The organism is Marinobacterium arenosum, from assembly GCF_019795155.1.
Lineage (GTDB): Bacteria > Pseudomonadota > Gammaproteobacteria > Pseudomonadales > Balneatricaceae > Marinobacterium_C > Marinobacterium_C arenosum.
On record NZ_JAILYN010000041.1, the window covers coordinates 19,396 to 43,100 of the forward strand.

A 23,705-nucleotide genomic window follows, 5' to 3' on the forward strand; every position below is an offset into this window, starting at 1 on the left:
ACGAGAAAAGCTATTGAAACGTTGCCGCCGGTCGACCGGTACCCGCAAAACGGGCCCCGACCAGCGCAACAGCCAGAAGGTATTAGAGGTACGAATGATGAAATCCTATACCGAGCTGTACATCGACGGCGGCTGGACGCCCGCCAACGGCCAGGATCGCGCCGTGATCAACCCGGCCACGGAAGCCATAATCGCTTCGGTACGCGAGGCGGACGCGTCGGATGTCGACCGTGCGGTCAGTGCCGCCCGCCGGGCCTTCGACAGCTGGGCCGCCACCAGCGCCGAGCAGCGCAGCCGCTACATCGCCGCGATCTGCGACAAGTTGGAACAGCGCCAGGAGCAGCTCGCCCGGACCATCACCGAGGAGATGGGGATGCCGCTGCATCTGTCGCGGGGCTGGCAGGTGGCCGGGCCGATCAGCGGGATGCGCGCCTATATCGAGCGCGCCTATCTGATGGAACAGCTCAGCGGTGACAGCCACTCGGTGATCAGCCGGGAGCCGATCGGCGTCTGCGCCTTCATCACCCCCTGGAACGTGCCGTTGCACCAACTGGTCGGCAAGGTCGCTCCGGCCCTGGCCGCCGGCTGCACCATGGTCTTGAAACCGTCCGAGATGACGCCGCTGCATGCCTACCTGTTTGCCGAGGTGGTGGATGAAGTGGGCCTGCCGGCCGGCGTCTTCAACCTGGTCTGCGGCGACGGCCCCGCAGTTGGCGCACCACTGTGCCGCCACCCGCAGGTGGATATGGTGTCGTTCACCGGCTCCACCGGCGCCGGGGTGAAGATCGCCCAGGCCGCCGCGCCGAGCATCAAACGGGTCTGCCAGGAGCTGGGCGGCAAATCGCCGTTCATCATCACCGAGGATGCCGATTTCAGCGCGGCGATCGAATACGGCGTGCGCGACGTGATGGTCAACTCCGGCCAGATCTGCTGCTCACTGACCCGGATGCTGGTGCCGCAGAACCGTTACCAGGAAGCGGTCGAGCTGGCCAGGCAGGTGGCCGAGGGGCTGCAAGTCGGCGACCCGATGGACGACAACAGTTTTATGGGGCCGCTCAGCTCAGCCGCCCAGCGGGAACGGGTGCGCAGTTACATCAGCCGCGGCGTCGAGGAAGGGGCCACGCTGGTCACCGGCGGTATGGAACCACCGGTCGGGCTGGACCAGGGCTACTACGTGCGCCCTACCATCTTCGCCAACGTCGACAACCGGATGGCCATCGCCCGTGAAGAGATATTCGGCCCGGTGCTCTGCCTGATCCCCTACCGGGATATCGACGAGGCGATCAGCATCGCCAACGACACCCCCTACGGTCTGTCGGCCGCCGTCTGGGCGGCAGACGCGGAGCAGGCCCAGCAGATCGGCCGGAAGATCCGGGCCGGCCAGGTCAACGTCAACGGCGGCGGCTGGAACTACACAGCCCCGTTTGGCGGCTACAAGCAGTCGGGCAATGGACGCGAGTGGGGTGACGAGGGACTGGCCGAGTTCGTTGAAATTAAATCAATGCAGTTCCCCTGAGATTGCTGCACTATGTGGGGACGTCTTGACCGCACGGTCGCCCCCCACTGACTCCAGAATTCGAATAAAAAGAGTTAAGCGGACATCACATGAATACTACAGTCCTTACTGCGTCACAGCAGACCCCGTGGCGCTCGGTTTTCTTTTACCTCGCCATCGCCCTGGGCTTCGGCTACCTGTCCACCCAGCAGATCGACGGCGACAGCTACGGCGCATTGAGCCTGCTGCCGTCACTGCTGATCGTGGCGGCAGCCGTTGTCACCAAGAAACCGCTGGAATCGATCTTCGCCGGCATCCTGGCCGGACTGCTATTGCTCGACCCCGGCAACCTGATCAACGGCCTGGCCGATATCTCCACCAGCGTGATGATGAACGAGACCATCGCCTGGATCATCCTGGTCTGCGGCATGATGGGCGGTCTGATCAATATGCTGGAACGGGGCGGCAGCGTGCTCTGCTTCAGCGAGATGCTGATCAATCGCCTGAAAACCAAGCGCCAGACCCTGCTCTGCACCGCCGCCCTCGGCGTGCTGGTGTTCATCGATGACTACCTGAACTCGCTGGCGGTCTCCGCCTCGATGAAAAACCTGACCGACCGCTACAAGATCTCCCGCGAGAAGCTGGCCTTCGTGGTGGACTCCACCGCCGCGCCGGTCTGCATCCTGGTGCCGATCTCCACCTGGGCGGTCTATTTTGCCGCCCTGTTGGAGGAGAACAACGCGGTGGCGGAAGGTTCCGGCATGTCGCTGTATATCGAGTCGATCCCCTACATGGCGTATGGCTGGGCGGCGCTGCTGATCGTTGCGTTGGTGGTGTTCGGCCTGCTGCCCGATCTGGGGCCGATGAAAGCGGCCGAAAAACGTGCCCAGGCCGGCCAACCGATCCCGGACGGCGTCAGTGGCGACGGTTTCGACACCTCCAAGCTGCCGAGAACCTCGGCGGCGCGCGGCCTGACCAACTTCCTGCTGCCGATGGCGGTACTGGTCGGCGCCAGCGTCTACTACGAGATCGACCTGCTGAAAGGCGCGCTGGTCGCCTCTTTGTTCACCATGGTGCTCTACTACTGGCAACGGCTGATGGACTTTGGCCAACTTGTCGACTCGATGCTGGACGGCTTCAAGGTGATGCTGCACCCGATTGCGGTGGTCGCGGCCGGCTTCATGGTGAAAGAGGTCAACGACCAGCTCGGCATGACCCCGTACATCATCGATACCGTATCGCCCTACCTGTCCCGCGAACTGCTGCCGGCGATCGTGTTCACGGTGATGGCGGCGGTGGTCTTCGCCACCGGCTCCAGCTGGGGCGTATTCGTGGTGTCACTGCCAATCGTGATCCCGATGGCGCAGAGCCTGGATATGTCGATGCCGCTGACCGTCGGCGCCCTGCTGTCGGCGTCCGCCTTCGGCAGCCACGCCTGCTTCTTCAGCGACTCAACCGTACTGTCATCCCAGGGCTCCGGCTGTACCATCGCCGGCCACGCCGTCACCCAGCTGCCCTACGCACTGATCGGCGGCAGCCTGGCAATGATCAGCCTGCTGATCCTTGGATACGCAATGGCCTGAGCCACGGCGCCTCCCACCCGATAAACCAACCATCGCGTTTGCCTTCATCGCATGGGTTTGGGCACCAGGTTTTGACCCGGTGCCCTTTTTTGCGTTTTTTGCGTTTTTTGCGTTTTTTGTTTTCTGCGTTCTTTGCGTTCTTTGCGTTCTTTGCGTTCTTTGCGTTCTTTGCGTTCTTTGCGTTCTTTGCGTTCTTTGCGTTCTTTGCGTTCTTTGCGTTCTTTGCGTTCTTTGCGTGGATTATCGGGAAACGTCTAGATCAGGTGAACAAGCGCCGCGTGGGCACAAAAAACGTACCCACCCGACAAGGCTACGCGCGACAAGAAATTCTTCAGACAGGATAGTTCGGCGCGATATCAGTTGATTGTAGGGCTGGACCCGGCCGGCCAAACGCCGGCAGGCGTTTTTAACCGCCTGTGGCGTGGCGCCCCGGGTGGCGCCCTACAGAGAAGAGACGCTCAGCACAAAGTAGACATGGACGCGGCTGGCGGGGGCTGGCATAGATGATTCCCGCTAAAACACAAAGAACCTTATTTTGCGCCGGACCAAAAAGCGGCTCTTAGCCCTGCTGCATATAGGCCGCAAGCGGGTCCTCGTCGAGCCGACCGCCGGCGTAGGAGAGCGCTGCGATAAACAGCGAGAACAGCTCGGACTGGGAGGACAGGTCGAGCTTGGCGTACATGTTCTTGCGGTGCATCTGCACGGTATCCGGCGAGATACCCAGTTTCTGCGCCGCCGATTTGGAGGAGTGGCCGCGCAGCAGCAGCAAGGCGACCTCGCGCTCACGTTCGGTCAACACCGAGCTGCCGAAGTTGTTGAACGCCGCCTCCACCTGCGCCCGCATCCCCGGCGGCGCATCCTGCGGCAGCGCTTGCGCCTCCAAGACATGCTGCCAGTACTGCCGGCTGGCGCCCTGCACTACCGGATTCATCTGCCGCAGCAGCGCCAGTTCCTCGGCGGAGAACGGCGGATGATCGCCCTGGCGACCGACGGCGAAGGAGAACTTGATGCCGTCCTTGGGCTCCACCACGAAGTAGGCGTCATCCAACAGCGACGCCTCCTTGTAATAGGTGCGGTAGTAATCGCTCTGGTAGAAATCGTCCGGCGCCACCTCCGACAGGTGGTAGAAGCCCGGCGCCAGCCCCTCCGACACCGCCAGGCAGAACGGGTCCAGCAGGTAGGCGCCGGAGAAGTAGGTGTCGATATGGATCTTGCGGCGATCCTCCGGAATCCCCAGGTCATACAGCAGCACCGGGGTTTCGTTGCGTCGCTCCAGCACCAGCATCACCGCCTCCACCTCGACCACCTGGTTGATCGCGGCTACCAGGTAGCGCGGGAAGTCGGTATCGGCCAGATGACCGAACAGTTCGCCAACGGCTTGATTCCACTTATCGAACTGAGATTGGCCAGCGCTCATCGCAAAGCTCCCGATATCACTCTAATTGGCGGGCTAACCTAGGGTCTGCCCGATACCTTGTCAACAACCCGTTCAGGTCAGCTGAAGATACCCCCGCACAGGGTATATCCGTCACCGGCCTGGCCGTTTAGAATCCCGGTCGGCGGTTTTTTTGTCCCCACGCAACAGCCACGATGATCGCCGCGATCATTAGCTGCTTCACCCGGGTTAGATAAAAGACGCCGATCCAGGCAGCACGGCAGCGTTCGCTGCTACGCTAAGAAAACTATAGAAGGAATCAGCTGAGCCAGACCATGAAGATTCGCGAACTACTTTCCAACCGTGTCCAGGAAGCCATGATCGCCGCAGGCGTGCCCGACAGCTGCTCGCCGATGGTCTCGCCCAGCAACCGACCGCAATTCGGCGACTACCAGGCCAACGGCAGCATGGCCGCCGCCAAGCAGGTGGGCACCAATCCGCGCGAACTGGCGCAACGGATCGTCGACCAGCTGCAGCTTGAGGATATCGCCAGCAAGGTGGAGATCGCCGGGCCCGGCTTCATCAATATCCATCTGTCGCCGACCTGGCTGGCCCAGCTGGTCGAGCACGCGCTGAGGCAGCCGCGGATGGGGCTGAACGCCGTACAGAACCCGCAGACCGTGGTGATCGACTACTCCTCACCCAACCTGGCCAAGGAGATGCATGTCGGCCACCTGCGCTCGACCATCATCGGCGATGCGCTGGCGCGGCTGCTGGAGTTCCAGGGCCACAAGGTGATCCGCCAGAACCATGTCGGCGACTGGGGCACCCAGTTCGGCATGCTGATCGCCCACCTGGAGGACCAAACCGCCGCCAACCAACTGGCCGAGGTGGCGCTGGCCGACCTGGAAACCTTCTACCGCGCCGCCAAGCAGCGCTTCGACGACGACACTGCGTTCGCCGAGCGGGCCCGCGACTACGTGGTGAAACTGCAATCCGGCGACGCGCGCTGCCTGAGCCTGTGGCAGCAGTTCATCGATATCTCGGTGGCCCACAGCGAGGAGATCTACCAGCTGCTGAACGTCACCCTGACGCGCCGCGATATCCGTGCCGAGAGCGCCTACAACGATGACCTGCCAGGCATCATCGAGGCACTGCAGCAGCAGGGGCTGGTACAGGAGGACCAGGGTGCCCAGGTGGCGTTCCTGCAGGAGCTGGCCGACAAGGAGGGCAACCCGCTGCCGATGATCGTGCAGAAGTCCGGTGGCGGCTACCTGTATTCCACCACCGACCTGGCGGCGGTGCGTTACCGTAACCACCAGCTGTTCGCCGACCGTATCCTGTACTTCATCGACGCCCGTCAGTCGCTGCATATGAAGCAGGTGTTCACCCTCAGCCGCAAGGCCGGCTTCGCCAAGCCGGAGTGCAGCCTGGAACACCACCCGTTCGGCACCATGATGGGCGAGGACGGCAAGCCGTTCAAAACCCGCGCCGGCGGTACCGTCAAGCTGGCGGAACTGCTGGAGGAAGCGGTCAGCCGGGCCGACCAGCTGCTGGCAAGCAAAGGCACTGAACTGACCGACGACGCCCGCCGCCAGGTGGCGCGTAAGATCGGCATCGGCGCGGTCAAATATGCCGACCTGGCCAAGACCCGCACCAACGACTACGTGTTCAACTGGGAATCGATGCTCAGTTTCGAGGGCAATACCGCACCTTACCTGCAGTACGCCTATACCCGCATCCAGAGCATCTTCCGCAAGGTGGACCAGCCGGTAGACGCCGATGCGCCTATCGAGCTGGCCGAACCGCAGGAGCAGGCGCTGGGGCTGAAACTGCTGCAGCTGGAGGAGGTGATCGACCAGGTCGCCCGCGAAGCCTACCCGCACCTGCTGTGCAACTACCTGTACGAACTGGCCAGCCTGTTCATGAAGTTCTACGAGCACTGCCCGATCCTGCGCTCCGACGTGCCGGCCGCCAGCCGCGCCAGCCGGCTGCGGCTGTGCCAGGCCACCGCCGACACCCTGGCCACCGGCCTGGATCTGCTCGGTATCGAGGTGATGGAGCGGATGTAAGCTTTTTATGGTTCATCGCGGATTGGCGGGAATCATCCACATCAGGTAACAATCGCTGCGTGGGCACAAAAAACGTGCCCACCCTATCAAGGCTCTCGATCGTGCATCTGACGCCGGGGGTCGCTTTAGAGAAGCGGATACCCGTCGCCCTCACAGCCCGCTGTTACACCGGAACCCCGTAGCAGCGGGCTCCGACCGCACGATGCCCTCTCCCTGCCAATGCAGCTCCCCACCACTGTTCAGCCAGCTTTACCCAAAAGCGACGTTTTGTAAGGTCAGTCTTACAGATTTTCGCGTACCACTCCGCGTCTCCGCACTAACCCGTTGAAATAAAAAGCCGCTCCTCATTGGCTGAATTTTTGCCTGCTGTTATTTAGGAACCTGCGAATAAGTCCCTTGTGTTCTCTGCGGGCTCTAGAACGGCCATCCCCGGCACGCTGGCAATCGTCAAAGGCAGGAGGGCGAGCACAATGTTCAATCCCGGTAAGCACAAGACCCTGTGGCTGCTCTCGGGCGGTCTGCTGACAGCCCTGCTCGGTCTCGCTCCGAGCAGCACTCAAGCGGCACCGGCGAATGCAAACAATCCGATTCAGTACCTGAGCGGCCCGCAGCAGGGCGATCCGCTGGGCATTGCCATTCGCTACCTGCAGCAGAACCACCAGGCGCTCGGGCTGTCCCGCCAGGATATCGCCGACTTCATGGTCAGCGACCACTACAGCTCCAGCCATAACGGCGTCAGCCATATCCACCTGCGCCAGCGCTACCGGGGAATCGAGGTGCATAATGCCAGCCTCAATATCAACATCGCCGCCGACGGCAGCGTGATCAATCTCGGCAACCACTTCATCGCTAACCTCGAAACGGCCATCAATACCACCGAGCCCGCCCTGCCGCTGGGCCAGGCGATATCCGCCGCGGCCCGAGCGCTGGGATTGGACCCGGCCATCGGCCCGATCTCCCGCAATCCGATCAGCGGCAAGCTGGTCTATCAGCCGGTCGCCAAGAACCTGTTGCGACTGGCCTGGGATGTCGAGATTTACGAACTGGATGCGCAGAACTGGTGGACCCTGCGCATCGATGCGCTGACCGGCACGCTGCTGGACCGCACCAACTACGTGGCCCACGACAACTACCGGGTGTTTCCCGAGCCGGTGGAAAGCCCCAACCACGGCAGCCGTTTCAATATGCTCGATCCGGCGGACAGCATCGCTTCCAGTTCCGGCTGGCTGTCCGGCAACTGCAGCCGCGGTAACAACGTCGACGCCTATCTGGACACCAACGCCAGCAACTCGCCCACCGGTGGCGACAGCGCCCGCGCCTGCGATGCGGAGCTGGATTTCAGTTTCCCGCTCGACCTGTCCCTGTCGCCGGACCAGTACCGCCCCGCCGCCGTCACCAACCTGTTCTACTGGAACAACCTGCTGCACGATATTTTCTACCACTACGGCTTCGACGAGGTCGGCGGCAACTTCCAGGAGAACAACGGCGGCCAGGGCGGCAGCGGCAGCGACTCGGTGATGGCAGAAGCCCAGGATGGCGGCGGCCTGAACAACGCCAACTTTGCCACCCCGCCGGATGGCGGCAATCCGCGCATGCAGATGTTCCTGTGGGACCAGACCACGCCGATGCGCGACGGCGATCTGGACAACGGCGTCATCGCCCACGAGTACGGTCACGGTATCTCCAACCGGCTGACCGGCGGCCCGGGCACCACCAGCTGCCTGAGCAACACCGAACAACCGGGCGAGGGCTGGAGCGACTATTTCGGCCTGTGGGTGACCATGACCGACAGCGACCAGCCGCAGGACCGGCGCGGTATCGGCACCTATGTGCTCGGTGAACCGACCGACGGCACCGGCATCCGCGACTACCCCTACAGCACCAGCATGAGCATCGATCCACGCACCTACAACAGCATCAAGTCGGCCGCGGTGCCGCACGGGGTCGGCTCGGTCTGGGCCGCGATGCTGTGGGAGATGACCTGGGCGCTGATCGGCGAATATTACTTCGACAGCGATATGAAGCAGGGCCTCGGCGGCAACAATATCGCCCTGCAACTGGTGGTCGACGGCCTCAAGCTGCAACCCTGCTCGCCCGGCTTCGTCGACGCCCGCGACGCAATCCTGCTGGCGGATCTGAACAACTACGGCGGCGCTCACCAGTGCCTGATCTGGCAGGCCTTTGCCAAGCGCGGCCTCGGCTACAGCGCCGACCAGGGCAGCAGTTCGAGCCGCACCGACGGCAGCGAGGCGTTCGACCTGCCGCCGGTCTGTCAGCAGATCCTGGCGATCATCAGCAGCGCCAGCCCGTCGCCGGTCGAAGCCGGCCAGCTGCTGACCTACAGCCTGCAGATCGACAACCGCACCACCGACACCCTGAGCAATGTCACCGTCAGCGATACCCTGCCGCCCTACGCCAGCTATGTTGAGGAATCGGCCGACTGCGGTGGCAGCGAATCCGGCGGCGTCCTAACCTTCCCGCTCGGCACCATGGCCAGTGGCAGCAGCAGAAACTGCTCCTTCCAGGTGATGGTCAGCCCGTCGGCCGGCGTTCGCTTACTGGAGGACGACATGGAAAACGGCAGCGCCCTCTGGACCGTCAGCCACGGCAGCGGCAATGTGGATTGGGCACTCGGCAACGACAACCCGAACAGCCCCTCCCACGCCTGGTTCGCCGAGGATATCGCCACCAGCAGTGACCAGTACCTGAGTCTGGCCAGCCCGCTACTGCTCGGCGACGAGGCGCTGTTGCGATTCTGGCACCACTACGATACCGAAGCCGACTGGGATGGCGGGGTGGTGGAGATCTCCGCCGATGGCGGCAGCTGGACCGACCTGGGGACGCTGATGTTCCAGAACGGCTACAACAGCACCATCAATACCAACCCGGCCAGCGCGATCAGCGACCGAAAAGCGTTCTCCGGTAACAGCGGCGGCTACCAGCAGACCCTGGTGGATCTGGCCGGCTACCAAGGCAGCCAGGTGCGGATCCGTTTCCGGATGGCTACCGACGGCTTCGTCGATGGCCTCGGCTGGTACCTGGACGATCTGGCGATCCTGAACCGGGCGCTGCTGTTCAACCAGGCCTGCGTGACCGCGTCCGGAGGCGATTCGGACTGCAGCAGCCTGCTGACCGCGATCGACCCGCCGCCACCGGTACCGGCACCGCAGATCCAGGTCAGCCCGACCAGCCTGTCGGCCACGCTGATGCAGGACGAGACCAGCTACCAGTCGCTGACCATCGCCAATAGCGGCAGCGAACAGCTCATCTGGGATATTTATGAAGACTCGGACGGCAACTGCAGCAGCATCAGCGGTACGCTGAGCTGGGCCTGGGTTTCCCCCTCTTCCGGCAATACCGCACCCTCGGCCAACAGCTCCGTGACGGTCGAATTCGATGCCAACAACCTGGCCGCCGGCCAGTACAGCGGCGCGCTCTGCGTGCAGAGCAATGACAGCGACAATACCCCGGTCAGCGTGGCACTGAGCCTGACCGTCAACGACCCGACCGCCACCCAGCAACAACAGGCCAATGGCGAAATACCGGGCAGCGGCGCGGTCAGCGGCAATTACCAGAATACCTGGCAGGATGACGGTCTATATCAGCAGCTGCAGGAGACCCATCAGGGCGGCAAGCCCAGCGACCGCTACGACCTGCTGGAGCACAGCTGGACCTTCAACCTGCAGAACGGTAGCGGCCTGAGCTTCCACGCCAACGCCTGGGCCGATGCGCCAAGCAGCGACGGTGACGCACTGCTCTGGTACTACTCCATGGATGGCAGCAACTGGAGCTGGTTCCACACCCTGACCGCCACCAGCAGCGGCAACGCGATCAATCTGCCGCTGCCCGACCTGGGACAGGGCACCCTGCATATCAAGGTGAAGACCTCCGACCAGACGCCGGGCAATAACAGCAACGACGGCCTGACGGTGGACTACCTGATGGTCACCGAAGGCGGCAGTTCGACGCCCGAGCCGACCATCACCATGACCCTGTCCGGGCTGGACGGCAGCGCGGCCACCGGCCGGCGCAACCGCTGGGATGCCAGCGCCACCGCCACCGTGATAGAGCAGGGCACGACCAACCCGGTATCCGGCGCGCAGGTCACCGGCAGTTGGAGTAACGGCGGCAGCGGCAGCTGCACCACCAACAGTAGTGGCCAGTGTTCGATCAGCAAATCGAACATCAAGTCCAACGTCTCGTCGGTCACCTTCAGCGTGACCAATGTCAGCCGGGGCGAAGACGACTATCAAGCGAGCCCCTGCTGCAGCAGCGTGGAGATCTTCGCGCCCTAGGAATCTGTCGAGCTTGGCCGATCGTAGCGAGGGCGAAGCAGGAAGCCAGAGCCGAGTAGGTCAGTGCTAAGTCCGATAGGCTCCGAGCGGTTCCATTGTCCAAAATGGCCGCACGGTGGGCTAATGCTGTTCATTTAAGGCAATGTGCCTTAGCAATTTGAGCAAAGTCTCTATCGGGAATGGAATAGACTGGTAGGGCGTACTCGGTGTGCCCTTTGGGTATCAGTGCGCCACCGCCGCAGGCGGTTGTGGAGCCCTGTGGGCTCCTGGTCGACTAAAGTCAACCCTACAGTCACCGTTCCAGCCACTTTTCTGAACAGTAGTTAGGTTTCAAGCTACCGTCGCCCACCATGGCGCACGCAATGGCTGCCTACAACACCGCTACCTCGTTTTGCCCCCAAAACCGACCTACCCAATCAGGGTATATGGCCCCGCCAAGCCGCATGCCATTTTAAAAACACAGAGGCTACCGGTGCCGCCGACCGGCACCTGCACCGCCGCGACCGATTCAAATAATAAAAACGAGGTAACAGCAATGAACCCGACCCTCAAGAGCCTGCTGCTGGCCGGCGCCACCCTGGGCCTGGCCGCCAACGCCACCGCCGGCGACAAGGATACCGTTCACATCTACAACTGGGCCGACTACTACGCCGAGGACACCCTGAGCAACTTCGAGCAGCGCTCCGGCCTGAAGGTGCAGTACGATGTGTTCGACTCCCACCAGGTACTGGAAACCAAGCTGCTGACCGGCGGCAGCGGATTCGACCTGGTCTACCCGGAAGGTTCCAACATGCTGAAGCGGCAGATCGCCGCCGGTGCCTATCAGAAGCTGGATAAAAGCCAGCTGACCAACTGGGGCAATATCGACCCGACCGTACTGAAGTGGCTGGCGGACAACGATCCGGCCAACGAATACGCAGTGCCCTACACCTGGGGCACCGTCGGTATCGGCTATAACATCGCCAAGCTGCAGGAACGGCTGCCGCAAGCGCCGACCGACAGCTGGCAGCTGCTGCTGGATCCGAACACCGTCGCCAAGTTCACCAACTGCGGCGTCACCATGCTGGACGACCCGATCGCCGCCTACATGGCGGTACAGGCCTACCTTGGCCGCGACCCGGCCAGCACCAGTAAAGACGACCTCAAGGCGGTCGAAGAACACCTGCAGAAGATCCGCCCCCACATCACCTACTTCCACAGCTCACAGTACCGTCCGGCGCTGGCCGCCGGCGACGTCTGCCTCAGCCAGAGCTACAGCGGCGACCTCTACCTGGCCCAGGCCCGCGCCGATGAGACCGGCAACGGTATCAAGCTGGCCTACAGCATCCCCCGTGAGGGCGCCGAAGTGTTCATGGACGTGATGGCCATTCCGGTCGACGCTCCGAACGCCGATAAGGCCCACCTGTTCATGAACTACCTGCTGGAAGGCAAGGTGATCGCCGACGTTACCAACTACACCTACTTCGCCAACGGCAACAGCGCCGCCGAGCCGTTCATCGACGATGGTATCAAGCAGGACGCCGGTATCTACCCGCCGGAAACGGTCAAGGCGAAGCTGTTCACCAAGCCGACCTACCCGCAGAAGTTCGTCCGCAAACTGAACCGGATGTGGGCCAAGGTCAAATCCGGCCGCTGATCGGCCCCCTTTCCGCCTGTCGATTCAGGCGACACAACCCACGGCATACGGGCGGCAGACACAGCTCTGCGCCCGTCACTTCTGACGACGCCGGCCAGCCTGGCTTGCCGGCGCACTTAACGTCACTACCGGTAATAAAAATACCGGTCGGACAGTTGAGGAATCATTATGACCACTGCTTCACCCATTGCGGAAACCACCGACCAACAAGCGCTGTTCTACAGCCGGTCTGATCTGGCACAGGATGCGCTCCTGGCCGAGCGCGGCTTTATCGAGATCCGCGCCATCAGCAAGGCATTCGACAGCGTGCTGGCGGTCGACAATATCGACCTGCAGATCCGCAAGGGCGAGATCTTCGCCCTGCTGGGCGGCTCCGGCTGCGGCAAGTCCACCCTGCTGCGGATGCTGTCCGGCTTCGAAACGCCCACCCGCGGCGATATCCGCATCGATAACGAATCGATCCTGGCGATGCCGCCCCATCAACGGCCGACCAACATGATGTTCCAGTCCTATGCGCTGTTCCCGCATATGAACGTCGAAAAGAACATCGCCTACGGCCTGCAGCAGCAGGGTTTGTCCAACGCCGATATCGGCCAGAAAGTCGACGAGATGCTGCGGCTGGTGCATATGGACGCCTACCGCAAACGCAAGCCGAATCAATTGTCCGGCGGTCAACGCCAGCGGGTGGCGCTGGCGCGCAGCCTGGCGCGACACCCCAAGGTGCTGCTGCTGGACGAGCCGATGGGCGCGCTGGACAAGAAGCTGCGCAGCCAGATGCAGCTGGAGCTGGTCGAGATCATCAAGCAGGTCGGCGTCACCTGCGTGATGGTGACCCACGACCAGGAGGAAGCGATGACCATGGCCGATCGCATCGCGATCATGAACCAGGGCCGGCTGGTGCAGGTAGGCACCCCGCATGAGGTATACGAATACCCGAACTGCCAGTTCGCCGCCGAGTTCATCGGCTCGGTCAATGTGTTCGACGGCAAGGTGTACGAAGAGGGCCCGCAACATGCCCGTATCCGCTGCGAGCTGCTGCGCCAGCCGATCCTGATCGACCACGGCATCAGCGGCCCGGCGGGCCAGAAACTGAAGGTGGCGGTGCGGCCGGAAAAGGTGCTGCTGAGCAAGCAGCCGCCCAGCCAGCCGGACAACTGGAACAGCGGCCGGATCATGGAGATCGCCTACCTCGGCGGCCACTCGATCTACCACGTCGAACTGCCGACCGGCCTGGTGGTGCAGGCGACCCGCTCCAACACCGAACGGCGCGACGTGCAGTACCGCATCCATGACGAGGTCTTCATCCACTGGAACGCCGACAGCGGCGTGGTGCTCGAGCAATGAACAGCCTGATCCAAAAATTGACGCCCGCCAACGCGGGCATCAAGGGGGTGATCGGCCTGCCCTACCTGTGGCTGCTGCTGTTTTTTTTCGTCCCCTTCATCTTCGTGCTGAATATCAGCTTCGCGGAATCGATCGTTGCGATTCCGCCCTACAGCGATTTGGTGTCGTTCGAAGACGGCTTGCTCAATATCAGCTTCAACCTGGACAACTACCTGATCATGCTGGAGGACGATCTTTACTGGCTGGCCTACGCCGGCTCGTTGAAGATCGCCTTCTTCTCGACCCTGCTCTGCTTGCTGCTCGGCTACCCGATGGCCTATGCGATCGCCCGCGCCGAGCCGAAGCTGCAGTCGATTCTGCTGATGCTGGTGATCCTGCCGTCATGGACCTCGTTCCTGATCCGCATCTACGCCTGGCTCGGCATCCTCAAGAACAACGGCCTGATCAACAACCTGCTGATGGGCGTCGGCATCATCGACGAACCGCTGGCGCTGCTGCACACCGACCTGGCGGTCTATATCGGCGTGGTATACGCCTACCTGCCGTTCATGGTGCTGCCGCTGTACACCAACCTGGTCAAGCTGGACCGCACCCTGCTGGAGGCCTCCGCCGACCTGGGCGCCGGCCCGCTGAAGACCCTGTTCCGGGTCACCCTTCCGCTGACCAAGACCGGCATCATCTCCGGCTGCATGCTGGTATTCATCCCGGTAGTCGGCGAGTTCGTCATTCCGGAACTGCTCGGCAGCCCGAGCACCCTGATGATCGGCAAAGTGTTGTGGCAGGAGTTCTTCAACAACCGTGACTGGCCGGTAGCCTCGGCGGTGGCGATCGTGATGCTGCTGTTGCTGATCGTGCCGATCGTGCTGTTCAACCGCTACCAGCAGAAAGAGATGGAGGGACACTGATGCACAGACTGCGAATGGGTTTTTCAACCTGGATGATGCTGTTCGGCCTGCTGTTCCTCTACCTGCCGATGGCGATCATGATGCTGTTCTCGTTCAACGAGTCGCGACTGGTGACGGTCTGGGGCGGCTTCTCCACCAAGTGGTACGCCGCGCTGCTGGAAGACGACCAGATGCTGTCGGCGATCTGGACCAGCCTGCGGGTGGCGTTCGGCGCCGCCAGCATGGCGGTGGTGATCGGCACCCTGGCGGCGTTCGTGATGGTGCGGTTCGGCAAGTTCCGCGGCCACACCATGTTCGGCGGCATGGTCACCGCGCCGCTGGTGATGCCGGAGGTGATCACCGGGTTGTCGTTGCTGCTGCTGTTCGTGTCGATGGGCCAGATGCTGGGCTGGCCGTCGGAGCGCGGCATGACCACCATCTGGATCGCCCACACCACTTTTTGCGCGGCCTACGTGGCGATCGTGGTCAACGGCCGCCTGCGCGAGATGGACCGCTCCGTCGAGGAGGCGGCGCAAGACCTGGGCGCCCCGCCGGTCAAGGTGTTCTTCGGCATCACCCTGCCGATCATCGCGCCGGCACTGATATCCGGCTGGCTGCTGGCGTTCACCCTGTCACTGGACGACCTGGTGATCGCCAGCTTCGTCGCCGGGCCGGGCTCGACCACCCTGCCGATGGTGGTGTTCTCCAGCGTGCGACTCGGCATCAGCCCGAAGATCAACGCGCTGGCGACGCTGATCATCCTGTCGGTCAGCCTGCTGGTGCTGCTCTCCTGGTGGTACGCCCAGCGGGTGGAGCGCAAGAACCGCGAGCTGATGCAGCAGACCGGCTGATGGCTATTCCCGTAAACAGCTGACGCGGCAAAACCGTAATCCTGACCACTTTCGGGATTACGGTTTTTTCATTGGGGCCAGCATTTTCACGGTCGTAGGGGCTTCAGCCGCGACCGAATGAAGGAAGGAAGGAAGGAAGGACGCTAACCCTGTCGCAGCTGAAGCCGCTCCTACAGGTTTCGTGCTTCGTCGCAGTCCGCTCCGAGGGCGATAGCTGCGAGCCCTGCCAACCTTGTCGCGGTCGGAGCCCGCTGCTACAGGGTTTCGCTCTTCGTAGCAGCCCGCTCCGAGGGCGACCGGCCATGGTGCAGATAACCCAGCCACTTGTCGCGGCTAAAGCTGCTCCTACGAAACATGCAAAACAACGACAAACAATAACAAAGAGGATGTTATGCGACTCTCGGTATCACAACGGATCGGCGGCGGCTTCGGCCTGCTCTGCCTGCTGCTGTTACTGGTGGGCGCTATCGCCTGGTACAGCTTTCAGACCATCGACCGGCAACTCAGGCTGGTCACCCGCGAGGCGACCCCGCGGGTCGAGCAGAGCGGGCAGCTGCTGACCGAACTGCTGCAGACCAAGTACCTGCTGCGCAGCTACCTGGCCGCCAGCGACGAGCAGAACTTCAGCGCATTGGAACAGCAACTGGAACAACGCCGCCTGCAATTCAGCCGACTGATGACGCAGATCCGCCAGTTGAGCGAGCGGCAACCCTCGCTGCAGCAATCACTGACGCAGATCGAACAACAGACCCGGCAGCTGTTCAGCAGCGCCGAGCAGCTGTTCCAGCAGCACCGCAGTTACTGGCAAAGTAGCGACCGTATGGCGGCGGCCCGGCCAACCTACGACGAGACCGTCGAGGAGTTGCTGTATACCCTGGAAGACACCGTGGCGGTGCAGGTGGATTTCACGCTGATCGACAACGCCCGCTTTATCCATAACCGGCTCAGCTACGTGGCCAACCTGCTGGAGCAGCTTCTGGAACAGCAGGATCTCGCGCAGAGCCGTCAACGCTGGCAGCAGATCGAGCAACAGCTGGCACCGGTTGCCGACAAGCTGGCGGAGATCGAGCAGCTGTCCGCCGAGAGCCACGCCGAGATCGATGAGTACTGGCAACCCTACCAGGCGCAGCTGCACGCTCCGGACCAGCTGATCCAGAGCCACCTGCAGGCACTGAACGCCAAGCAGAGGGCACAGCAGTACCTGAGCGAAGTGGAATCACTGGTCAACGATAGCGAACAGCTGCTGCAGGCCTTTATCGGCAATGCCAGACAGCAGGCCAGCCAGGCGGAGCAAACCACCGAGGCGACCATCAACCGCGCCAGCATGCTGATCGCGCTGGGCTCGCTGATCGCCCTGCTCGCCGCCGCCGCCATCGCCTGGCTGCTGGTGCGGCGGATCAGACGCTCGCTCGGCCTGGTGATGGACGGCCTGCACAGCGTCGCCGAAGGCCGGTTGGACGTCAGCCTGGCGGCGGACGGCCAGGACGAGTTCGGCCGGCTGGCCGGCAGCGTCAACCACCTGGCGGGCAACCTGCGCCAGTTGGTCAGCCAGATCCGCCAGGCGGCACAGGAGCTGCAGCAGACCGCCAGCCGTTCCGAACAGCTCAGCCAGCAGACCCAGACCGGCGTCGCCAGCCAGAGCCTGCAGAGCGCCCGGGTGGCCGCCACCATGAACGAGCTGGAAGCCAGCGCCACCGAAGTGGCCCAACACGCCGAACAGACTCTGCAGCAAGCGATCGCGGCGGACGGCGCGGTGACCGACGGCCATCAACTGATGGAGCGCAACCGCCAGGCGATGCGCTCGCTGAGCGAACAGGTCAGCGGCTCCACCGAGCAGATCGAACAGCTGCAAGCGTTCTGCGAATCGATCGGCGAGGTGATCGACGTGATCCGCGCCATCGCCGAACAGACCAACCTGCTGGCGCTGAACGCCGCCATCGAAGCGGCCCGCGCCGGCGAACAGGGGCGTGGCTTTGCGGTGGTGGCCGACGAGGTGCGTTCGCTGGCCAGCCGCACCCAGGGCTCGACCGCCGAGATCGAACAGATGGTCGCCAAGCTGCAGACCGGCGCACGGCAGTCGGTCGACACCATGGCCCGTAGCCGCGAGCAGGCCGACGATTGCCTGACCCAGCTACAGCAGAGTGCCGACGGCCTGATCCGGATCAGCAGCGCGGTCGAGCAGATCCGCCAGATGAACACCCAGGTCGCCGCAGCGACCGACCAGCAGCGCACCACCGCCGGCGAGATCAGCCAGAGCCTTAGCGAAATCAATCAGGTCACCGAGCGCACCGCCCAGGGTGCCGAGGAGACCGCCCGGCAGAGCAACTCGCTGAACGCCCTGGCCCGCCAGCTGGACGAGTTGATCGGCCGGTTTTCGCTCTGACGCATGGAGACCGAGAAACGGCGGCCAGGTTCCCTAATCAGGTAATGGGCGCCTGGCCGCCGATTCGGCATAGTGGCGCCGTTTTTTCATCGGCAACAGCCGGCGCCCCTTTCACTGGCGACCGGCTTGCCGCCGTTTAACCCAAACGTCCAACCAGGCTCCAGCGCCGGCTGGAATCGTTTTCAGCAGAATATTCAGGAGAATTGATCGATGTCGACTATCCAACGACTGACTATTGCACCGAACAGCGAGCTGAGCGCCGCCGAAGGCACTATCGAAGGCAACCCGATGGAACAGCTCGCGAGCCAATACAGCCATAGCGATGGCGCGACCGAGGTCGGCAGCTGGTTCTGCAGCGCCGGCACGCTGAGCTTCGATGACTACCCCTGCGACGAGGTCTGCTTCATCACCGAAGGCAAGGTGGGTCTGACCGATCTGGCGACCGGCCAGGAGCAGATCTTCACCGCTGGCGACGCCTTCATCTGCCGCAAAGGCAGCCAGCTGCAATGGACGATCTATGAAGACTGCCGCAAGTTCTTCGTCATATTGAGCTGATCGTTTATCTAATAATGCCGGGCATTGCAGACACTGCGATACCCGGCAACATACCCCACCCCCAAAGCGTCAAACACCCTTGGCAGAAAGCGCAGTTCAAGCAGCTGAAGCCTCCCTGCCAGTGCTCTATTCCCCTCCTACTTACTTTTATATTTATAATGACCAGTCACATATCATTATTAAATAAACAAATCTAATTTCCAGGGGCTGCCCATGGGCAAACGTAAGACCGCGATCGCCGGCCAGCTGGCCGACCTCGACCTGCGCCTGCTGCGGGTATTCAAGGCGGTGACCGATGCCGGCGGCTTTACCGCCGCCGAAGTGGAGTTGAACCTCGCCAACTCGACCATCTGCAACTACATCGCCGACCTGGAGAAGCGGTTGGATATGCGGCTGTGCGAACGCGGCCGGGCCGGCTTCGGGCTGACCGAGCACGGCAAGGTGGTGTACGAGGCGACGGTGGAGCTGCTATCGGCGGTCGACCAGTTCCGCAACCGGGTCAACCTCTCCCACGGCCGGCTGATGGGCCATCTGCACTTGGGCTGCGCCGAGCATATGCTGGGGCTGCCGCGCGCCTTCATCGTCGATGCGCTGCGTCATTACGCCGTCAAGGCACCCGATGTGCAGATGCGGATCTCAACCATGGCCTCCGACGACGTGATTCCGGCGGTGATGGACGGTCGGGTACAGATGGGGATCACCGTGTTGCACGGCCCGATGCCGCAGCTGCGCACCATGAAGCTGTATGACGAGGAGATGCTGCTGTACTGCGGTCGCGGCCATCCGTTGTTCGAACGGGACGAAGCAAAGCTCAGCGAAGCCGACCTGCAGCAGTACAAGTTCGTCGAATCGCCGCGCCTGCAACCCGGCCGCGAGCTGGACCCGGTGATGGCCGGTTGGCACAAGCAGGTCTCGGCGCACCACCAGGAAGCCCGCGCCACGCTGATACTGACCGGCCAGTATCTCGGCTTTCTGCCGCGCCACCTGGTGGAGAACTGGGGTTGGGAATCGCAACTACGGCCGCTGTTCCCTGAGCGGTTCGGCTACACCAACACCTTCCATGCGATCAGCAAACCGCACACCGCCCAGGACCTGGTGGTCGACACCTTCTTTCGCTGCCTGCGTGAGGCGATGGCCACCGAGCGCTGACCACAGCTACCTTTAAAGGTATCGGGGCCGCGCTGCCAGCGACAGCCGCCCCACCCTGTAATCTGCACGGCGTCCAGACGATGCGTTCTCTCGATACTCTGCTGGCGTCCGACAAAAAGCTGCGGGCGATCGGCTTTGACGACGCCCCCTTCCAACGGGGCCTGCACAGCACCGTCGCCGTGGCCGGTGTGGTCTGCAGCGATACCCGCTTCGAGGGGATGTTGTGGGGTCAGGTCGAGCAGGATGGTCTGGATGCCACCGACCAACTCTGCCGGCTACTGACAGCCAGCAAGTTCTACCAGCAGGTCAACCTGGTGTTGACCGACGGTATCGCGCTGGCCGGATTCAATATCATCGACCTGCCCCGCCTGGCGCAGCAGCTCAATCGTCCCTGCATCGCGGTGATGCGCCGGCCGCCAAACGTCGCCGCGGTCGACCGGGCGTTGCGCACCTTCGTCGACTACCTACAGCGCCGCCAACTGCTGGAGCGGGCCGGCCCGGTCCATAGCCAACGGGGATTCGTCTACCAGCAGAGCGGCTGCACGCCGGAAAGCGCCGCCCTGGCACTGGCCCGGCTGACCGATACCGGCAAGGTGCCGGAAGCGTTGCGGCTCGCTCACCTGATCGGCGCCGCGGTGGTCACCGGCCAGAGCAGCAAGCGGGCCTGAGAATCAATCAACGGCGCTAGCAGTCCACCGTTACAGCCCCACCTTCTTCAGCTTTTCGTAGAAATTGGCCCGGCTTCTTCCTCGACTGGATCGAGATCACGCTGATCATCCTGCCGCTGCTGGCACCGGTGATCTCGGCGCCGGGGCTGGATATCGACGGCTACGGCGTGGTCGACAACCCGGAGCTGGTGTGGTTCGTGATGCTGGTGGCAATGGCGTTGCAGACCTCGTTCCTGACGCCACCGGTCGGCTTCGCGCTGTTCTACCTGAAGGGGGTCTGCCCGCCGAACGTCAAGCTGACCGATATCTACAAGGGGGTGATCCCGTTCATCCTGCTACAGCTGTTCGGCCTGCTGATCCTGGTGTTCTGGCCGCAGCTGGTGCTCTGGCTGCCGGCCAACGCCTACAGCTGATCGGCGGTAAGTGGAGACGCTGAACACGATAGGCTTTCCACGCCAAGCGACCGTTCGTTATGCTGTGCGAACCCACCTCGGCAATGGAGTAGACCTTGTCCCAACAGGTTCGCGATATAGAGCAGCAGTACTGGCGCCACGCCCACTTGCCGCAGCTGGAGCTGCGCAGCACCCGGTCCAGCCGGCGGGCCTACAAGGCCCACAGCCATAGGGCATTGTCGATCGGCGCGATCCAGTCGGGCCAGACCCGGCTGGAGTGCGATGGCCGGGAGCTGCTGCTGCAACAGGGCGAGCTGGTGATCATCGAGCCGGGGCTGGTGCACGCCTGCAACCCGGTCGGCGACGCGGCACGTGGCTACCATATGCTCTATATCGACACCCCCTGGTGCCTGGCCCAGCTAGCGGCGCTTTACGCCCGCCCGATCGAGCGGCTGAGTTGCGAGCAGCGGCTGATCCGCCAGCCGCAGCTGTTCGCCGACTACCTGGCGCTGGTCGATCAGCTCACCGCATCGGTCGCCGACCCGGCCCCACTGTTCGAGCGGTTCGCGTTCAAGATCCTCAGCGGCTACTGTTCGCCCGGCCAGGATCGAGAGGAGCAGCCCGCGCTCTGCCATCAGGTCAAACGGCTGCTGCTCGAAAACCTGGCGCAACCGCCGTCGCTGGAGCGGCAGGCCGGGCAGCTCGGCTATTCGAGGGAAACCCTGATCCGCACCTTCGGCAAGTCGTTCGGCATAACCCCGATGGCGTTCGTCAACAACGCCCGTATCGAGCAGGCCAAGCTGCTGTTGAAAGCCGGTCAGCAGATTGCCGAGGTGGCATTGGAGCTGGGCTATAGCGACCAGAGCCAGTTCCACCGGGCGTTTGTCGGCTACACCGCCTCGACGCCGCGCCAATACCAGCAGGCCAGGTCAATTTCCGACAATAATCGTTGAACCCGTTGCCTTAGAGTCGAGCGACTTCGTTCCTTTACGTTCGTTTCCATCGCTTGCTCGACCCGGAGGTGACCCATGATTCCTTTCGATAACCTGATTCCCGCCGCCTTTCCGGCATTGGCCCTGGCCCACTTGCTGGCACTGCTCAGCCCCGGCCAGGATTTCTTCCTGATCGCCGGCCATGCGATTCGTCACAACCTGCGCGGCAGCCGCTTTATCTGCCTCGGCGTCGCGCTTGGCAATGCCCTCTATATCGCCATCGCGATCCTCGGCTGGAGCGGCATCCGCGATAATCCGCAGATCTTTGCCGCCATCGAGCTGGCCGGCGCCGGTTACCTGTTGTGGATCGGTATCCAGCTGCTGCGCAGCAAGCCGCAGGGGGATGTTGCCGCTTTCACCACAACCACCGCCCCATCGGCGGCCAAGCAACTGTTGCTGGGCCTCAATTCGGCGCTACTCAATCCGAAAAACGCGCTGTTCTACATGAGCCTGATGGCGGTGATCCTGGGCAGCCAGGTGACCTTGCCGCAGCAGCTGTTCTGCGGCCTGTGGATGTGCCTGGCGGTATTGGGATGGGATCTGCTGGTCGCCGCGACCATCGGCCAGCCGCGGGTCCGGGCGCTGCTCAGCCGCAAGATCCATCTGGTCGAGCGCGGCGCCGGCGCGGTGCTGATGAGCTTCGGCATCGGATTGATCGCCCAGGCCGGCAGCCGGGGTTGAACCGACGCCCGACAAACAGACTGCCCGGCGCAGCCACTCAACCTGTCGATTGGCTGCGCCGGTCGCGGCTCAGTTTCAGGTAGACGCCGAGGCCGATCAGCATCGCCACCGCCGCCATCAGCATCCATACCGCATTGATCACCGCACTGCCGCCGTCACCGCCATCGAGCAACGACTTGAACATCAACAGCAGCGCCTCGATCGACACCGCGATGATGATCGCCGCCATGAAGCGCGAGATGGTGCGTCGGGTGGTGTCGTGGTGGTGAATATCCTTGTCGACCAGTACCTCCTCTTCGAGGATCGTCTTGCCGAGGTCGAATATCGACATTCCCAGGGTGATCAGGATCACGATACCGAAAGCCCCGGTAGCCACGCTGCTAGCGTCACTGAACACCCGCACCAGCGACTCCAACGCCGAGTAAAGCAACAGCGCCGACACCAGGATCAGCATAAAGCCGATGAAGCCGTAGATCCCCTGGAAGTAGTGATGGAACCGCGAGCGCATCTCGTCGCCGTTCAGGTAGGAGATCAGTCGCTGCAGATTGATATTGATCACCAGGTAACCACGATCGGTACCGTCCGGATCGACAAAATGCTGCACCGCCGAGATCGACAGTTGGTGGGTGGCGCTGGACAGGTAGGGGTTGGTGACCACCACCGCGTTGGGCCGAGCCCGGGCCGCCAATACATAAGGGCGCTGGCTGCGGTCACTGCCCTTGCCCAGCGAGCGCCGCTTACGCTCGCTGACCGTGGGGCTGTAGGCGGAATCCATCAGTTGGACGCCGCCGCAATCCAGACTGTAGATCAGCTCAACGAAGGGGTAGGCCTCGCTCAGATAATCGACCGTCTGCTGCTGGGCGTTCTTGTCATGCAGTAGCGCCAAACCGTTCAGGCTGGTCATCATCGATTCCATCAAGCTATGGATGGTCGCTTCATACTGCCGATAGTGTTCCAGCAGCCGAAAATGGTTCTGGGTGCTCAAGGTTCCGTCGTTCTCTGCTTGGTTATCGTTATTAGGCCGGAGCCTTCGAATATAACGCAGCAAAATGACATTGTTAGACTTTGGTATTAACAACCAGCCATTTTTCAAAAAAAACCGACGAATTTGATAAAGCCCGGCTTCGAAATCCTGTTTGAAGTCCGCGGCCTGTCGCCCTCGGAGCGGGCTGCGAAGCACGGACCCCGTAGCAGCGGGCTCTGACCGCGATGGATATGGCACGGTCTATCGCCCTCGGAGCGGGCTGCTTGTATCTCTCGTTGATGGGTGATTAGCTACCGCCCATCGCAAGGAGCCGGTGAGCCAGGCGGGCTGCGAAGTCGAAAAGACTGCCCTGTAGATGAGGCCCC

The 23,705-nt window shown here is 62.6% G+C and carries 16 protein-coding genes and 1 pseudogene; 15 read left to right on the forward strand and 2 right to left on the reverse strand.

Features of this window, described 5'->3' with window-relative positions:
* Positions 1–94: 94 nt before the first annotated feature.
* Complete coding sequence (locus tag K6T12_RS16420; RefSeq protein ID WP_255611823.1) at positions 95–1,516, forward strand: aldehyde dehydrogenase family protein; 1,422 nt, start codon at positions 95–97, stop codon at positions 1,514–1,516.
* Positions 1,517–1,605: 89 nt separating this feature from the next.
* On the forward strand, positions 1,606–3,078 hold the full coding sequence (locus K6T12_RS16425) for a Na+/H+ antiporter NhaC family protein (protein ID WP_222223954.1): 1,473 nt from the start codon (positions 1,606–1,608) through the stop codon (positions 3,076–3,078).
* Between the two features lie 559 nt (positions 3,079–3,637).
* Here K6T12_RS16425 and K6T12_RS16430 read toward each other — a convergent pair.
* A complete protein-coding gene (locus K6T12_RS16430; RefSeq protein ID WP_222223955.1) occupies positions 3,638–4,495 on the reverse strand; it encodes a helix-turn-helix transcriptional regulator in 858 nt (285 codons plus the stop codon).
* 293 nt (positions 4,496–4,788) lie between these two features.
* Here K6T12_RS16430 and argS point away from each other — a divergent pair, with 293 nt between their 5' ends.
* From argS to K6T12_RS16495, 13 genes and pseudogenes are all read left to right on the forward strand, one after another.
* Positions 4,789–6,525 (forward strand): arginine--tRNA ligase, encoded by a 1,737-nt coding sequence (gene argS / locus K6T12_RS16435; protein WP_222223956.1) that lies wholly within the window; start codon positions 4,789–4,791, stop codon positions 6,523–6,525.
* 470 nt (positions 6,526–6,995) lie between these two features.
* A complete protein-coding gene (locus tag K6T12_RS16440) occupies positions 6,996–10,820 on the forward strand; it encodes a M36 family metallopeptidase (RefSeq protein WP_222223957.1) in 3,825 nt (1,274 codons plus the stop codon).
* Between the two features lie 535 nt (positions 10,821–11,355).
* Positions 11,356–12,456, forward strand: a complete 1,101-nt coding sequence (locus tag K6T12_RS16445; RefSeq protein ID WP_222223958.1) for a polyamine ABC transporter substrate-binding protein — start codon at positions 11,356–11,358, stop codon at positions 12,454–12,456.
* A 168-nt stretch (positions 12,457–12,624) separates the two neighbouring features.
* Positions 12,625–13,800 (forward strand): ABC transporter ATP-binding protein, encoded by a 1,176-nt coding sequence (locus K6T12_RS16450; RefSeq protein WP_222223959.1) that lies wholly within the window; start codon positions 12,625–12,627, stop codon positions 13,798–13,800.
* On the forward strand, positions 13,797–14,705 hold the full coding sequence (locus K6T12_RS16455; RefSeq protein WP_222223960.1) for an ABC transporter permease subunit: 909 nt from the start codon (positions 13,797–13,799) through the stop codon (positions 14,703–14,705). Before K6T12_RS16450 ends, K6T12_RS16455 begins: the two co-directional genes overlap by 4 nt.
* On the forward strand, positions 14,705–15,535 hold the full coding sequence (locus K6T12_RS16460; RefSeq protein ID WP_255611825.1) for an ABC transporter permease subunit: 831 nt from the start codon (positions 14,705–14,707) through the stop codon (positions 15,533–15,535). Before K6T12_RS16455 ends, K6T12_RS16460 begins: the two co-directional genes overlap by 1 nt.
* Positions 15,536–15,926: 391 nt before the next feature.
* Complete coding sequence (locus tag K6T12_RS16465; protein ID WP_222223961.1) at positions 15,927–17,918, forward strand: methyl-accepting chemotaxis protein; 1,992 nt, start codon at positions 15,927–15,929, stop codon at positions 17,916–17,918.
* Between the two features lie 210 nt (positions 17,919–18,128).
* Entirely contained in the window at positions 18,129–18,473 is a 345-nt protein-coding gene (locus tag K6T12_RS16470) for a cupin domain-containing protein (protein ID WP_222223962.1), read from the forward strand.
* Positions 18,474–18,686: 213 nt separating this feature from the next.
* Complete coding sequence (locus K6T12_RS16475; protein ID WP_222223963.1) at positions 18,687–19,622, forward strand: LysR family transcriptional regulator; 936 nt, start codon at positions 18,687–18,689, stop codon at positions 19,620–19,622.
* Between the two features lie 80 nt (positions 19,623–19,702).
* Positions 19,703–20,290, forward strand: coding sequence for an endonuclease dU (locus K6T12_RS16480; RefSeq protein WP_222223964.1), 588 nt, complete (start codon positions 19,703–19,705; stop codon positions 20,288–20,290).
* Between the two features lie 71 nt (positions 20,291–20,361).
* Positions 20,362–20,703 (forward strand): annotated as a pseudogene (locus K6T12_RS16485) (TRAP transporter large permease subunit); the annotation flags it as partial.
* A 95-nt stretch (positions 20,704–20,798) separates the two neighbouring features.
* Entirely contained in the window at positions 20,799–21,635 is an 837-nt protein-coding gene (locus K6T12_RS16490) for a helix-turn-helix transcriptional regulator (protein ID WP_222223965.1), read from the forward strand.
* Between the two features lie 75 nt (positions 21,636–21,710).
* Positions 21,711–22,355, forward strand: a complete 645-nt coding sequence (locus K6T12_RS16495; RefSeq protein ID WP_222223966.1) for a LysE family translocator — start codon at positions 21,711–21,713, stop codon at positions 22,353–22,355.
* A gap of 37 nt (positions 22,356–22,392) precedes the next feature.
* On the opposite strand, the gene K6T12_RS16500 is transcribed toward K6T12_RS16495, so the two are convergent.
* On the reverse strand, positions 22,393–23,340 hold the full coding sequence (locus tag K6T12_RS16500) for a hypothetical protein (protein ID WP_222223967.1): 948 nt from the start codon (positions 23,338–23,340) through the stop codon (positions 22,393–22,395).
* Positions 23,341–23,705 lie beyond the last annotated feature (365 nt).

Bases quoted from the DNA above. Each gene is read 5' to 3' on its own strand.
- argS (WP_222223956.1), top strand. From the start codon at position 4,789: ATGAAGATTCGCGAACTACTTTCCAACCGTGTCCAGGAAGCCATGATC.
- K6T12_RS16465 (WP_222223961.1), top strand. From the start codon at position 15,927: ATGCGACTCTCGGTATCACAACGGATCGGCGGCGGCTTCGGCCTGCTC.
- K6T12_RS16445 (WP_222223958.1), top strand. From the start codon at position 11,356: ATGAACCCGACCCTCAAGAGCCTGCTGCTGGCCGGCGCCACCCTGGGC.
- K6T12_RS16495 (WP_222223966.1), top strand. From the start codon at position 21,711: ATGATTCCTTTCGATAACCTGATTCCCGCCGCCTTTCCGGCATTGGCC.
- K6T12_RS16480 (WP_222223964.1), top strand. From the start codon at position 19,703: ATGCGTTCTCTCGATACTCTGCTGGCGTCCGACAAAAAGCTGCGGGCG.
- K6T12_RS16455 (WP_222223960.1), top strand. From the start codon at position 13,797: ATGAACAGCCTGATCCAAAAATTGACGCCCGCCAACGCGGGCATCAAG.
- K6T12_RS16450 (WP_222223959.1), top strand. From the start codon at position 12,625: ATGACCACTGCTTCACCCATTGCGGAAACCACCGACCAACAAGCGCTG.
- K6T12_RS16460 (WP_255611825.1), top strand. From the start codon at position 14,705: ATGCACAGACTGCGAATGGGTTTTTCAACCTGGATGATGCTGTTCGGC.
- K6T12_RS16440 (WP_222223957.1), top strand. From the start codon at position 6,996: ATGTTCAATCCCGGTAAGCACAAGACCCTGTGGCTGCTCTCGGGCGGT.
- K6T12_RS16425 (WP_222223954.1), top strand. From the start codon at position 1,606: ATGAATACTACAGTCCTTACTGCGTCACAGCAGACCCCGTGGCGCTCG.
- K6T12_RS16470 (WP_222223962.1), top strand. From the start codon at position 18,129: ATGTCGACTATCCAACGACTGACTATTGCACCGAACAGCGAGCTGAGC.
- K6T12_RS16420 (WP_255611823.1), top strand. From the start codon at position 95: ATGATGAAATCCTATACCGAGCTGTACATCGACGGCGGCTGGACGCCC.
- K6T12_RS16475 (WP_222223963.1), top strand. From the start codon at position 18,687: ATGGGCAAACGTAAGACCGCGATCGCCGGCCAGCTGGCCGACCTCGAC.
- K6T12_RS16430 (WP_222223955.1), bottom strand. From the start codon at position 4,495: ATGAGCGCTGGCCAATCTCAGTTCGATAAGTGGAATCAAGCCGTTGGC.